Origin of the sequence: Pantoea sp. BAV 3049 (assembly GCF_009765445.1) — a bacterium.
Taxonomy (GTDB): Bacteria; Pseudomonadota; Gammaproteobacteria; order Enterobacterales; family Enterobacteriaceae; genus Erwinia.
This window is the reverse complement of record NZ_WHOY01000031.1, coordinates 1,056,959-1,068,955: the sequence shown is the minus strand read 5'-3', so window position 1 is coordinate 1,068,955 and position 11,997 is coordinate 1,056,959. Positions and strand designations below refer to the sequence as shown.

General features: G+C 55.5%; 10 protein-coding genes. 4 read left to right on the top strand and 6 right to left on the bottom strand.

Annotation, left to right across the window (positions count from 1 at the left end):
• From GSQ70_RS05795 to GSQ70_RS05785, 3 genes are all read right to left on the bottom strand, one after another.
• A complete protein-coding gene (locus tag GSQ70_RS05795; RefSeq protein WP_158781666.1) occupies positions 1–1,011 on the bottom strand; it encodes an ABC transporter permease in 1,011 nt (336 codons plus the stop codon).
• A gap of 10 nt (positions 1,012–1,021) precedes the next feature.
• Positions 1,022–1,768 (bottom strand): ATP-binding cassette domain-containing protein, encoded by a 747-nt coding sequence (locus GSQ70_RS05790; protein WP_199257319.1) that lies wholly within the window; start codon positions 1,766–1,768, stop codon positions 1,022–1,024.
• Between the two features lie 370 nt (positions 1,769–2,138).
• Complete coding sequence (locus GSQ70_RS05785) at positions 2,139–3,152, bottom strand: LacI family DNA-binding transcriptional regulator (RefSeq protein WP_199257226.1); 1,014 nt, start codon at positions 3,150–3,152, stop codon at positions 2,139–2,141.
• A gap of 353 nt (positions 3,153–3,505) precedes the next feature.
• Here GSQ70_RS05785 and GSQ70_RS05780 point away from each other — a divergent pair, with 353 nt between their 5' ends.
• The gene (locus tag GSQ70_RS05780; RefSeq protein WP_158785234.1) at positions 3,506–4,459 is read left to right on the top strand and encodes a substrate-binding domain-containing protein; all 954 of its coding nucleotides are present in this window, start codon (positions 3,506–3,508) and stop codon (positions 4,457–4,459) included.
• A gap of 37 nt (positions 4,460–4,496) precedes the next feature.
• Here GSQ70_RS05780 and GSQ70_RS05775 read toward each other — a convergent pair whose 3' ends face one another.
• A complete protein-coding gene (locus GSQ70_RS05775; RefSeq protein WP_158781664.1) occupies positions 4,497–5,357 on the bottom strand; it encodes a PfkB family carbohydrate kinase in 861 nt (286 codons plus the stop codon).
• 27 nt (positions 5,358–5,384) lie between these two features.
• Here GSQ70_RS05775 and GSQ70_RS05770 point away from each other — a divergent pair, with 27 nt between their 5' ends.
• Both GSQ70_RS05770 and GSQ70_RS05765 read left to right on the top strand, forming a co-directional pair.
• On the top strand, positions 5,385–6,230 hold the full coding sequence (locus GSQ70_RS05770) for a BtpA/SgcQ family protein (protein ID WP_158781663.1): 846 nt from the start codon (positions 5,385–5,387) through the stop codon (positions 6,228–6,230).
• Positions 6,230–6,880: a TenA family protein gene (locus GSQ70_RS05765; RefSeq protein ID WP_158781662.1), complete on the top strand. Its 651-nt coding sequence runs from the start codon at positions 6,230–6,232 to the stop codon at positions 6,878–6,880. Before GSQ70_RS05770 ends, GSQ70_RS05765 begins: the two co-directional genes overlap by 1 nt.
• 98 nt (positions 6,881–6,978) lie before the next feature.
• On the opposite strand, the gene GSQ70_RS05760 is transcribed toward GSQ70_RS05765, so the two are convergent.
• Positions 6,979–8,031: an NAD(P)-dependent alcohol dehydrogenase gene (locus GSQ70_RS05760; protein WP_158781661.1), complete on the bottom strand. Its 1,053-nt coding sequence runs from the start codon at positions 8,029–8,031 to the stop codon at positions 6,979–6,981.
• Between the two features lie 198 nt (positions 8,032–8,229).
• Positions 8,230–11,061 (bottom strand): excinuclease ABC subunit UvrA, encoded by a 2,832-nt coding sequence (gene uvrA, locus GSQ70_RS05755; RefSeq protein WP_158781660.1) that lies wholly within the window; start codon positions 11,059–11,061, stop codon positions 8,230–8,232.
• A 304-nt stretch (positions 11,062–11,365) separates the two neighbouring features.
• Here uvrA and ssb1 point away from each other — a divergent pair, with 304 nt between their 5' ends.
• Positions 11,366–11,902: a single-stranded DNA-binding protein SSB1 gene (gene ssb1 / locus GSQ70_RS05750; RefSeq protein ID WP_158781659.1), complete on the top strand. Its 537-nt coding sequence runs from the start codon at positions 11,366–11,368 to the stop codon at positions 11,900–11,902.
• The last annotated feature ends 95 nt before the right edge of the window (positions 11,903–11,997 follow it).

Sequence of the window (11,997 nt, the reverse complement as noted above, 5' to 3'; positions counted from 1 at the left end):
CTATCCTTTCGACGGCGTTCGCGCCGGGTTGAGAATGCGGGTGTTCAGCCAGATCGCCAGCAGGATAATAGTGCCGGTGGCAATCTGGGTGTAGAACGGCGAGATATGCGAGAGGATCAGACCGTTCTGGATAATGGCGATCGACATCGCGCCCAGCAGCGTACCGATAATGGTGCCGAAGCCGCCAAACAGGCTGGTACTGCCCAGCACCACCGCGGCGATAACCTGCAGCTCAAAGCCTTCGCCCTGGTTAGAGGAGCCGCTGCCAAGACGGGCAGTGATGATCATCCCCGCCAGCGCTGCCGCCATCCCACTGATCATGTACACGCGCACCGTTACCGCTTTGGTATTGATCCCGCTGCGGCGCGCGCCTTCGGCATTGGCACCGATAGCGGTGACATAGCGGCCAAAACGCATATGATTCAGTACGATATGACCGACTAACAGCACCACAATGCCAATCAGCGCGGGCATCGGAATGCCAATAACCCAGGCTCGCCCCATAAACGTGAACGCACTGTCAGCAGGGATGGGAATGGAATAGCCCTGAGTGATCAGCAGCGCCACGCCACGCACCACCGCCAGCGTTGCCAGGGTGACGATAAACGCCGGTATCCCCTCGTAGGCGATGAAAAAGCCGTTGACCGCCCCGACCAGCGCACCCAGCAGCAGGCCGCCGATCAACACCACCGGCCAGGGTAATCCCCAGTTATTCAGTGCGATAGCCGACAGCGCCCCGACCAGCGCCAGCGTGGAACCGACGGACAAATCGATGCCGCCAGTGGTGATCACCAGCGTCATGGCAGTGGCAACAATCAGCAGCGGGGCACTCTGACGGATGATGTTCAGCCAGTTAGTGCCGCTGAGAAAGTTGCTGGTGATAAGCCCAAACACCACGCAGCAGAAGATAAAAAACAGCGCGATGCTGACAACACCCGAATGGTTGTGCAGCATGCGGCGCGGCAGCGAGTGCCGAATGACACGGGAACCGCTTAAATTGACCATACTCATCCTGGTTACCTCAGTGCGCGGCGGCGGAATGCGCGGTGAACTTTTCACCCACGATCAGGTTAACGATGTCGCCAAGGCTGGTTTCCGCCACCAGGCGATCGGCTACGTTGGTGCCTTCGTACATCACCATAATGCGGTTGCAGACCAGGAACAGATCCTGCAGCCGGTGGGTAATCAGGATCACGCTGACGCCTCGTGCGCTGACCCGGCGGATCAGTTCCAGCACCGCTTCCACTTCGGCTACCGCCAGCGCGGCGGTCGGTTCGTCCATGATCAGCACTTTCGGTTCGAACGCGGCTGCACGGGCAATGGCAATCGCCTGGCGCTGACCGCCGGAGAGATTACGCACCAGCAGACGGGTATCCGGAATTGAAATTCCCAGCCCCTTCAGCATCTCGCGGGCATCAGCATGCATTCTGGCCTGATCGAGAAAGGGAATGCCGAGCACATGTTTCATCGGCTCACGGCCCATAAACAGATTACCCGCCACGTCGACGGTGTCGCACAGCGAGAGATCCTGATAAACCATTTCGATATGGCAACGGCGGGCATCTGCCGGGTTGGTGAAGTGCTGCTCTTCGCCATCAATACGGATCGCGCCGCTGGTGGGCACGACTGCTCCGGAAAGCACTTTGGTCAGGGTGGATTTCCCTGCACCGTTGTCGCCGACCAGACCGAGAACTTCGCCCGGAGCCAGCTGCAGATTGACGCCGCGCAGCGAACGGATCGAGCCGTAGGTCTTGGTAATGTTGACCATTTCTACCCGCGCGGTGGCAGGCTTAGGCTGTTGCATTAGGGACTCCCATCGCCAGACAGTTGGTGGACGGTGATGCTGGAGAAAAATGTTCCGTTGCTCGCGGATTACTTCTTGTAAACCGGTTTACCTTGGCAACGGAACCGTCTCCATCTGCATCGGGACAAAGCAAATATTTGTTCGCCGGGATAAGCAAAGCAGCTTCCATGCCAGCACTGGCGCGATGAGGGAGTCGGTGTTTCTAACCTGCTGTAAAAACTTCAGATAATTTTAAATGTACGTGTAAACCGGTTTACTAAACAGCGTCAGGGGACTCCTTGCCGCTCGCTTTTTGCGCCATTTTTGTGCGCAATTTGCGCCATTTTGGTCAGTATTAACGTGACTGAATGGAGTCGCGACCGACCCAGGTGACGGGCAGGCGGGTTTCGGCGGGTACATTTTCTTCGCCGTTTAGCAGGCGGAGCATCAGGCTGACGGCCGCCCGGCCCAGCTCCCGTGCGGGCTGGCGGATAGTGGAGATCCGTGGCTGGGTGAAATCGGCATAGCTGGCATCATCGAAGCCGACCAGTGAAAGCGACTCCGGCGCGCGCAGGCCCAGCTCACGGAGGCCATCCAGCAATCCGAGCGCTAAAAAGTCACTGGCGGCGAACACGGCTGTGGGGCGGCGGTCGCGGCTGAACAGCTGGCGCAGCGCCTGCTGGCCGAACTCGCGCTGATAGTCACCGTACATCACCCACTCTGGCGGGCACTGTAAACCGGCCTGCTCCAGAGCGGTGCAAAATCCCTGATAACGTTCGCGCACGCTCATCAGCTCGTCAGGCCCGCCGATAAACGCGATGTCGCGATGGCCCGCAGCAATCAGCTGCTGTGTGGCGAGCATGCCTCCCTGGACGTTGTCGGCAAATACTTTAGGTACGCGGCTGCCGGGAATATCTTCATCCAGCAGGACGATTCGCTGATGACGCTGAATTTCCTGACGTAACAGCCCGTTATCCGGGCGGTTGGTGGTGAACAGCAGGCCGTCGACCTGGCAGGTATCCAGCCAGCGGATGAACTGGCTCTCTTTTTCCGGATTGTTGCGGGTAATACAGAGTACCAGGCTGTAACCGTGCTCAAAGGCAGCTTCTTCAGCCGCATCCGCCAGTTCCGCAAAGAACGGGTTGGTGATATCCGGCAGCACCAGCCCGAGCGTTTCGCTGCCGCCTTTGCTCAGGCGTCGGGCCAGACTGTTGCCGCGATAATCCAGCTGGCTGATGGCTGATTCAATTCGCGCAATGGTCTCCTGCGGCAGGACGATGCTGTTGTTCATGTAGCGGGAAACCGTGGCCTTTGACAGCCCGGCAAGCGCCGCCACATCGGATAACAGAATGCGTTTTTTAATCATCATTCACGCCACGTCAGAGAAGGAAGGGTATCTGTAACATAGTTAAGCGCCGCTGTTATAGCACTTTCTGATGACGGAACGCAGTTGAAAAATAGCGCTTGACAAAAATACGGCCACGGAGAATTGTAATAGCCAGTTTACCTGCACCACCCGGGAAGCGATTCCCAACCGACAACGATCATTTTATCCAGACGCCGAAACGGACCGGCCGTCAAAATGTTTCCTGTCGGCCTTTGCTGACAATCTGCGTCTATTTATGGGGTTGCTCAGCCTTCAGTCTGATATTTGTCCTGCCAACAAATTTTCTGCTCAGTCTTTTACGACTGTGGTAGCGATCAATCCCAATGAGGATAATGATGATGGTATTTAACACCGGAAAATTGCGTATCGTAGCTCTGGCAACTGCATTATTGGCATCGGGCAGTTATATAAGTGGTGCGATAGCTGCGGCTCCCACTTATGCATTAGTTCAGATTAATCAGCAGGCCCTGTTTTTTAACCTGATGAATAAAGGCGCACAGGATGAAGCCAAAGCCAGCGGTAAAGATCTGGTAGTGTTCAACGCTACGGATAATCCGGTGGCGCAGAATGATGCGTTTGAAAACTATATTCAGCAGGGTGTGAAAGGCATTCTGGTGGATGCGATTGATGTTAACGGCATTATGCCTGCGATTAAAGAAGCGGCGGCTGCACATATTCCGGTGGTGGCTATCGATGCGGTGTTACCGGCTGGCCCTCAGGCGGCACAGGTTGGTGTTGACAATATTGAAGGCGGTAAAATTCTCGGCAAATTCTTCCTCGATTACGTGAAGAAGGATATGGGTGGTAAAGCGCGGCTGGGCATTGTTGGAGCGCTAAACTCGGCTATCCAGAACGATCGTCAGAAAGGCTTTGAGGACACGATAAAAAGCAACAAGCAGATTACCGTGGCTGACGTGGTGGATGGCCGCAATATTCAGGATAACGCCATGACGGCGGCGGAAAACCTGATCACCGGTAACCCGGACCTGACGGCGATTTATGCCACTGGTGAGCCGGCACTGCTCGGTGCTATTGCCGCAGTGGAAAACCAGGGACGCCAGAAGGATATCAAGGTGTTTGGCTGGGATCTGACGGCGAAAGCCATCAGCGGTATTGATGGGGGTTACGTGGCCGCCGTGCTGCAGCAGGACCCGGAGAAAATGGGTTCTGAAGCGTTAAAGGCTCTTAATGCCATCACTTCTGGCAAAACCGTGCCGAAGAAAATCCTTGTTCCGGCAACTGTCGTAACCAAAGCGAACGTTGACCCGTACCGCTCGCTGTTTAAGTAACTCCGTTCCGGTCCCTCTGTTGAGGGGCCGGTTTCGGTCAGCTCTGAAGAAGAGCAGCCAGTTCGTGCGGTTGAGGGAAGGCGCTCCAGGTGCCATGGCGGCTGACGGTTATCGCCGCAGCTTTGCTGGCGTGAGTGAGTGCTAACATATCAACAGGGGTTTGACGCAACAGAGCAGAGGCCAGCATCACGGCGAGGAAGGTATCGCCCGCACCGGTGCTGTCAACCGCCTGCACGGGTTCAGCCGGGCAATAGAGCTGCTGCTCCGCCGTCGTCAGCCCGGCGCCCTGAGAACCGTGAGTGATCACTAACGTTTTAACACCAGCAGGCTGCAGTTCGGCGGCTTCTGGCTGGTTCAGGACGGCAATATCCACCAGCGGCCAGAGCTGAGCGAAGGCTGGCTTGACCGGTGAAGGGTTAAACACGGTGGTCATGCCACGTGCTTTTGCCAGCTGAAACAGGTCACGGGTTTTCTCAAAGGAGAAATTGCCCTGTTGCAGCAGAATATCGCCGGGTCGTGCCTCAGCCAGAGTCTTGGTGATGGTTTCCAAGCTCAGAGAGTCTGCCGCGGTGGTGGTGGTAATAATAGCGTTATCACCGTCGGCACTGTTGAAAATAATTGAGGTATCACTGTGGCAGGATAAACAGAAATCAGGCAGTAGCTGCAACGGTTCAGAACTTATCTGTTCTCTGATCCAACTGCCATTACTGTCATTTCCCGTCGCGGCTATTAATGTAGTCGGAATGCCGCAGCGGGAAATTATAATTGCCTGATTCGCGCCTTTGCCGCCGATATCTTGTGAAATTTTATGCCCATGAATGGATGATCCTTTTGTGGGAATATCGGGTATCGCCCAGCTTTCATCGACGGTGATATTACCGGTGACATAAACACGCATAGTGTTTCCTTAAACAGGATGAAGAAGATGGGTTCTATATCAGCAGAAAAAACTGACGCAATACAAGCTATTTTTTCACGTAAGAAAGCGGTGATAGGTGTTATTCACTGCGCCCCCTTTCCGGGCGCGCCAAAATATAGTGGAAAAACAGTGGGTGATATAATTGAGCGTGCACTTCGTGATGCTGATAATTATATTTCAGGTGGTGTTCATGGCCTGATTATTGAAAATCATGGCGACATTCCTTTTTCCAAACCGGAGGATATTGGTCCGGAAACGGCAGCCATCATGGCGGTGATTACCGATAAAATCCGCACCCGCTTTAATGTTCCGCTGGGGATCAACGTGCTGGCTAACGCCGCTATTCCGGCGCTGGCTACGGCACTGGCCGGTGGGGCCGATTTTGTCCGCGTAAATCAGTGGGCGAATGCTTATATCGCCAACGAAGGTTTTATCGAAGGGGCTGCCGCGAAAGCACTGCGCTATCGCAGCCAGCTACGCGCCGAACATATTAAAGTGTTTGCTGACAGCCACGTGAAGCACGGCAGCCATGCGATTGTCGCCGACCGTTCGATTCAGGAGCTGACCCGCGATGTGGACTTTTTCGAAGCGGACGCGGTGATCGCCACCGGTCAGCGTACCGGAGACAGTGCCACCCTGAGCGAAATTGATGAAATCCGTGGTGCAACCGCGCTGCCGCTGCTGGTGGGTTCGGGCGTGACGCCGGATAACGTCAGCGAAATCCTCTCCCGTACCCAGGGGGTGATCGTCGCCAGCGCGCTGAAGGTTGATGGCGTCTGGTGGAACGATGTTGAGTTGGCTCGCGTCAAACACTTTATGGCTGCGGCTCGTGTAGCGCTGGGGGAAGAATAGTGGAAGCGTTCAGCGAGCGTTTACTGCGTGAACATCAGGGGGACTGGCAGGCGATGCAGCAGCACCGCTTCGTCTGCGAGATTGAGCAGGATAGCCTGCCGGAACAGGTGTTCAACCGCTATCTGGTGTTTGAAGGCAACTTTGTGGCAACCGCTATCGCCATCTTCTCACTGGGTGTGGCTAAAGCGCCCGGTATCCGCCAGCAGCGCTGGTTGATTGGCGTGCTGAACGCTTTGGTGGATACACAGATTGCCTGGTTTGAGAGCGTGCTGGCAAAGCGTAACGTTGATCCGGCAAACTATCCGGACGATCTGCCCGGCGTGCGGCGTTTTCGCGATGGCATGCTGAACGTGGCACAGCGCGGCAGCTACGAGGAGATTATCACGCTGATGTTTGGTGCTGAGTGGATGTATTACCACTGGTGCAAGCGAGTGAGTGCGGCAACCCAGAGTGATGAGGACGTGCGTCGTTGGGTTGAGCTGCATGCGGAAGAGGAGTTTTTCCAACAGGCCAGCTGGCTGAAGGAGGAGCTGGATCGCTGTACGGCAGAACTGAGCGCGGAGCAGCGGTTTGCGCTGTCAGAGTTGTATGGCAAGGTGCTGAAGTGGGAGATAGATTTCCATACGGCGGCTTATCCTGAAGAGGGCTGAATTTCGCTAAGGCAGGTCAAAATCACTAAACAGGGCGGAATAAATCCGCCGCTGGGGCCGGTTATTGGCAGGGGCGATGTTATTCGCCCCATTTTTTATTAACCGCGTAACGTATCGATATCGATCACAAAGCGGTATTTCACGTCGCTTTTCAGCATACGTTCATAGGCTTCGTTAATCTCATTCATCTTGATCATCTCAATATCAGAAACGATATTGTGCTTGCCGCAGAAATCCAGCATTTCCTGAGTCTCTTTAATGCCGCCAATCAGTGAACCAGCCACGCTGCGACGTTTAAAGATCAGGTTAAATACCTGCGGTGATGGATGGTCATGTTCAGGAACGCCAACCAGCGTCATGGTGCCATCGCGACGCAGCAGGGTGATGAACTGGTTCAGATCATGCTGAGCCGCTACGGTGTTCAGGATGAAGTCGAAGCTGTTGGTGTGTCCAGCCATCTGATCGGCATCTTTAGAGATTACCACTTCATCAGCACCCAGGCGTTTACCGTCTTCCACTTTAGAAGGGGAAGTGGTGAACAGCACGACATGCGCGCCCATCGCATGGGCAATTTTCACGCCCATATGGCCAAGGCCACCCAGACCCACGATACCGACTTTTTTACCCGGGCCGACGCCCCAGTGGTGCAGAGGAGAGAAGGTGGTGATACCGGCACACAGCAGCGGTGCGGCACCAGCCGGGTCCAGGTTGTCGGGGATGCGCAGCACGAAATCTTCGTGAACAATCACCTGAGTGGAGTAGCCACCGTAAGTGGTTTCGCCAGTGACACGGTCCTGACCGTTATAGGTTCCGGTGAAACCGTTTTCGCAGTATTGCTCAAGGTCTTCTTTACAGCTGTCGCAGGTGCGACAGGAGTCAACCAGACAGCCCACGCCGACTAAATCACCCACTTTGTATTTGTGAGTGTGGCCGCCAACTGCGGTGACGCGGCCAACGATTTCATGGCTAGGGACGACCGGAAAAAGGGTGTTTTTCCATTCGTTGCGGGCCTGGTGAAGGTCGGAGTGGCAAACGCCACAGTACATAACCTCAATCTGGACATCGTGTTCACGCAGTTCGCGCGGCTGGTATTCAAACGGGGCCAGCTTTGATTTTGCGTCCTGGGCTGCATAAGCATGAGTAACGTTCATGGTGTCTCCAGTAATTGAAAGTGTCTTGTTCGTGACGCTAAAACGAGAACTCTAAGGATAGTTAGTCAGCGGCAAAGGGGGTATACCGGAATCTGTTTAAATCTTGCCTGATCCTGCAAACATTTGTCTGATGGGGCAAAAAAGGGGGGCGAGTAAGTTTCTGCGGTAGTGGGGGCGAAGTCATTCGCCCCACAAACATTATTTAATATTTAACAAAGGCTTCAGGAAGCGGGCAGTGTGCGACTCCTTGCACTTCGCGACCGTCTCCGGCGTACCGGAAACGAGGATCTCCCCGCCGCCGCTGCCGCCTTCCGGCCCCAGGTCAACAATCCAGTCGGCGGTTTTGATCACATCAAGATTGTGTTCAATCACCACGATGGTGTTGCCCTGATCGCGTAGCTGATGCAGCACTTCCAGCAGTTGCTGAATATCCGCAAAGTGCAGGCCGGTGGTCGGCTCATCAAGGATATACAGTGTCTGGCCGGTTCCGCGCTTCGACAGTTCCCGGGCCAGCTTAACGCGCTGTGCTTCACCGCCGGACAGCGTGGTGGCCGATTGACCAAGGCGGATATAGGAAAGCCCCACATCCATCAGCGTCTGCAGCTTACGCGCCAGCGCCGGAACGGCATCAAAGAACTCGCGTGCTTCTTCAATGGTCATCTCCAGCACTTCGTGAATGCTTTTGCCTTTGTATTTAATCTCCAGAGTCTCACGGTTATAGCGTTTGCCCTTGCAGTGATCGCACGGCACGTAGATATCCGGCAGGAAGTGCATTTCCACCTTGATCACGCCGTCACCCTGACAGGCTTCGCAACGTCCACCACGCACGTTAAAGCTGAAGCGGCCCGGCGTGTAGCCACGGGTACGGGACTCTGGCACGCCAGCAAACAGTTCACGTACCGGGGTGAAAATGCCGGTATAGGTGGCAGGGTTGGAACGTGGCGTACGGCCAATCGGGCTCTGGTCGATATCAATGACTTTATCGAAATGCTCCATGCCGCTGATTTCGCGATAAGGCGCAGGCTCTGCGATGGTGGCACCGTTCAACTGGCGCTGAGCGATCGGGAACAGCGTGTCATTGATTAGCGTGGATTTGCCCGAGCCGGACACGCCGGTGATGCAGCTGAACAGCCCGACTGGCAGCGTCAGCGTCACATCTTTCAGGTTGTTGCCCTGTGCGCCGGTCAGCTTCAGCACTTTATTAGGATCGCCTTTAACACGATCCTCCGGCACCGCAATCCCACGCTTGCCGCTAAGGAACTGCCCGGTCAGGGAAGCCTCCACGGCCATAATGTCATCGACCGTACCTTCTGCCACAACCTGACCGCCGTGCACGCCGGCACCCGGACCAATATCGATCACATGGTCGGCGGCGCGGATCGCATCTTCATCGTGCTCCACCACAATAACCGTATTGCCGAGGTTGCGCAGATGCACCAGCGTCTCCAGCAGGCGTTCGTTATCGCGTTGGTGCAGGCCGATTGAAGGTTCATCCAGCACGTACATCACGCCGACCAGACCCGCGCCGATTTGGCTGGCAAGGCGGATACGCTGCGCTTCACCGCCAGAGAGCGTTTCGGCGGAACGGGACATGGACAGGTAGTTCAGGCCAACGTTGACCAGGAACTTCAGGCGGTCGCCAATCTCTTTCAGCACCTTCTCAGCAATCTGTGCGCGCTGGCCGCTCAGTTTCATGTTCTGGAAGAACTCCATCGCATGACCGATGCTCATGTCAGAAATGGTTGGCAGCGTGGTGTTTTCAACAAACACATGGCGCGCTTCACGACGCAGGCGCGTGCCTTCACAGCTGGCACAAGAGCGGTTGCTGATAAACTTTGCCAGATCCTCGCGAACTGCCGCAGATTCCGTCTCTTTATAGCGGCGCTCCATGTTATGCAGCACGCCTTCAAACGGATGGCGACGGATTGAAGTATCACCGCGGTCGTTAATGTATTTAAACTCGATATTCTCTTTGCCTGATCCGTACAGGATCACCTTGCGGGATTTTTCATCCAGCGTGTCGAACGGCACTTCGATATCAAACTTCAGATGCTCTGAAAGTGAGCGCAGCATCTGGAAGTAGTAGAAGTTACGGCGATCCCAGCCGCGGATTGCGCCGCCAGCCAGAGAAAGCTCCGGATTCTGCACTACGCGATCCGGATCGAAATATTGCTGCACGCCCAGTCCGTCACAGGTCGGACAGGCCCCGGCCGGGTTGTTGAAGGAGAACAGGCGGGGTTCCAGCTCGCTCATGCTGTAGCCGCAGATTGGGCAGGCAAAGTTGGCGGAGAACACCAGCTCTTCGGCTTCCGGATCGTCCATATCGGCGACCACGGCGGTTCCGCCAGAAAGCTCCAGCGCGGTTTCAAAGGATTCGGCCAGGCGCTGCTGCAGATCTTCACGCACCTTGAAACGATCCACCACTACTTCGATGGTGTGTTTCTTTTGCAGCTCCAGCTTGGGAGGATCCGACAGATCGCAGACTTCACCATCAATACGCGCGCGGATATAGCCCTGAGAAGCCAGGTTCTCCAGCGTTTTGGTGTGTTCGCCTTTGCGCTCCTTGACGATTGGCGCCAACAGCATCAGGCGGCGCCCTTCCGGCTGCGCCAGCACGTTATCCACCATCTGGCTGACGGTTTGTGCCGCCAGCGGGACGTCATGATCCGGGCAGCGCGGCTCGCCCACGCGGGCAAACAGCAGGCGCAGGTAGTCGTGAATTTCAGTGATGGTGCCCACGGTGGAGCGCGGGTTGTGTGAGGTTGACTTCTGTTCGATCGAAATGGCTGGCGACAGCCCCTCTATATGATCGACATCCGGCTTCTCCATCAGGGAGAGAAACTGGCGCGCATAGGCAGAAAGCGATTCCACATAGCGGCGTTGCCCCTCGGCGTACAGCGTGTCAAACGCCAGCGAGGATTTGCCCGAACCTGACAGGCCGGTGACAACAATCAGTTTGTCGCGAGGGATGATCAGGTTGATATTCTTCAAATTATGGGTGCGGGCACCCCGTACTTCGATCTTATCCATTCACAATTCCCGGATTAACACAGACCTCACCATGCCTGTCCGGCACGGCCAGAATGAAGCCTGTTATTATGGCACAAAATAACCTGATTAGATATACAGTGTTTTGCTGGATCCTTTAGACCGGGATCGGCTGCTGCCACTGCCCGATAAAGTTTATTTTTACGATCCTTCTCCAGCCGCGGGATGTAACGCTGCAAGCCGGATCTGTTGCTGTGGATCTGGATCCGAAGATAGGATTTGCGGGTATACAATGTTAGAATTTCCGGCTTAGACTTAAAGCTGAATAATTATCGGAGACACGTACATGGCCAGCAGAGGCGTAAACAAAGTGATCCTGGTGGGCAACCTGGGTCAAGATCCGGAAGTCCGCTACATGCCAAATGGCGGCGCCGTTGCCAACATTACCCTGGCCACGTCCGAAAGCTGGCGTGACAAGCAGACCGGCGAAACTAAAGAGAAGACCGAGTGGCACCGCGTGGTGCTGTTCGGCAAGCTGGCAGAAGTGGCGGGCGAATACCTGCGCAAAGGCTCTCAGGTTTATATCGAAGGCGCGCTGCAGACCCGTAAATGGACTGACCAGGCCGGTGTCGAAAAGTACACCACCGAAGTGGTGGTTAACGTCGGCGGCACCATGCAGATGCTGGGCGGCCGTCAGGGCGGTGGCGCAGGCGCACCAGCAGGTGGCGGTCAGGGCAACAATAACGGTTGGGGCCAGCCGCAGCAGCCGCAGGGCGGCAACCAGTTCAGCGGCGGCCAGCAGTCCCGTCCGCAGCCACAGCAGAGCAGCGCGCCGGCGAATAACGAACCGCCAATGGATTTCGACGACGATATCCCATTCTGATTATCTTGCGACAATTTGTTAATATTGTTGATAAAAAGCCCCGAATTGCCGGGGCTTTTTTTATGCCCGATGCTTTCTTATGTTACCTATGCTGA

Excerpts from the sequence above, each read along its gene's own strand:
- GSQ70_RS05795 (WP_158781666.1), bottom strand. The coding sequence starts at position 1,011 with ATGAGTATGGTCAATTTAAGCGGTTCCCGTGTCATTCGGCACTCGCTG.
- GSQ70_RS05790 (WP_199257319.1), bottom strand. The coding sequence starts at position 1,768 with ATGGTCAACATTACCAAGACCTACGGCTCGATCCGTTCGCTGCGCGGC.
- GSQ70_RS05785 (WP_199257226.1), bottom strand. The coding sequence starts at position 3,152 with ATGATGATTAAAAAACGCATTCTGTTATCCGATGTGGCGGCGCTTGCC.
- GSQ70_RS05780 (WP_158785234.1), top strand. The coding sequence starts at position 3,506 with ATGATGGTATTTAACACCGGAAAATTGCGTATCGTAGCTCTGGCAACT.
- GSQ70_RS05775 (WP_158781664.1), bottom strand. The coding sequence starts at position 5,357 with ATGCGTGTTTATGTCACCGGTAATATCACCGTCGATGAAAGCTGGGCG.
- GSQ70_RS05770 (WP_158781663.1), top strand. The coding sequence starts at position 5,385 with ATGGGTTCTATATCAGCAGAAAAAACTGACGCAATACAAGCTATTTTT.
- GSQ70_RS05760 (WP_158781661.1), bottom strand. The coding sequence starts at position 8,031 with ATGAACGTTACTCATGCTTATGCAGCCCAGGACGCAAAATCAAAGCTG.
- uvrA (WP_158781660.1), bottom strand. The coding sequence starts at position 11,061 with ATGGATAAGATCGAAGTACGGGGTGCCCGCACCCATAATTTGAAGAAT.
- ssb1 (WP_158781659.1), top strand. The coding sequence starts at position 11,366 with ATGGCCAGCAGAGGCGTAAACAAAGTGATCCTGGTGGGCAACCTGGGT.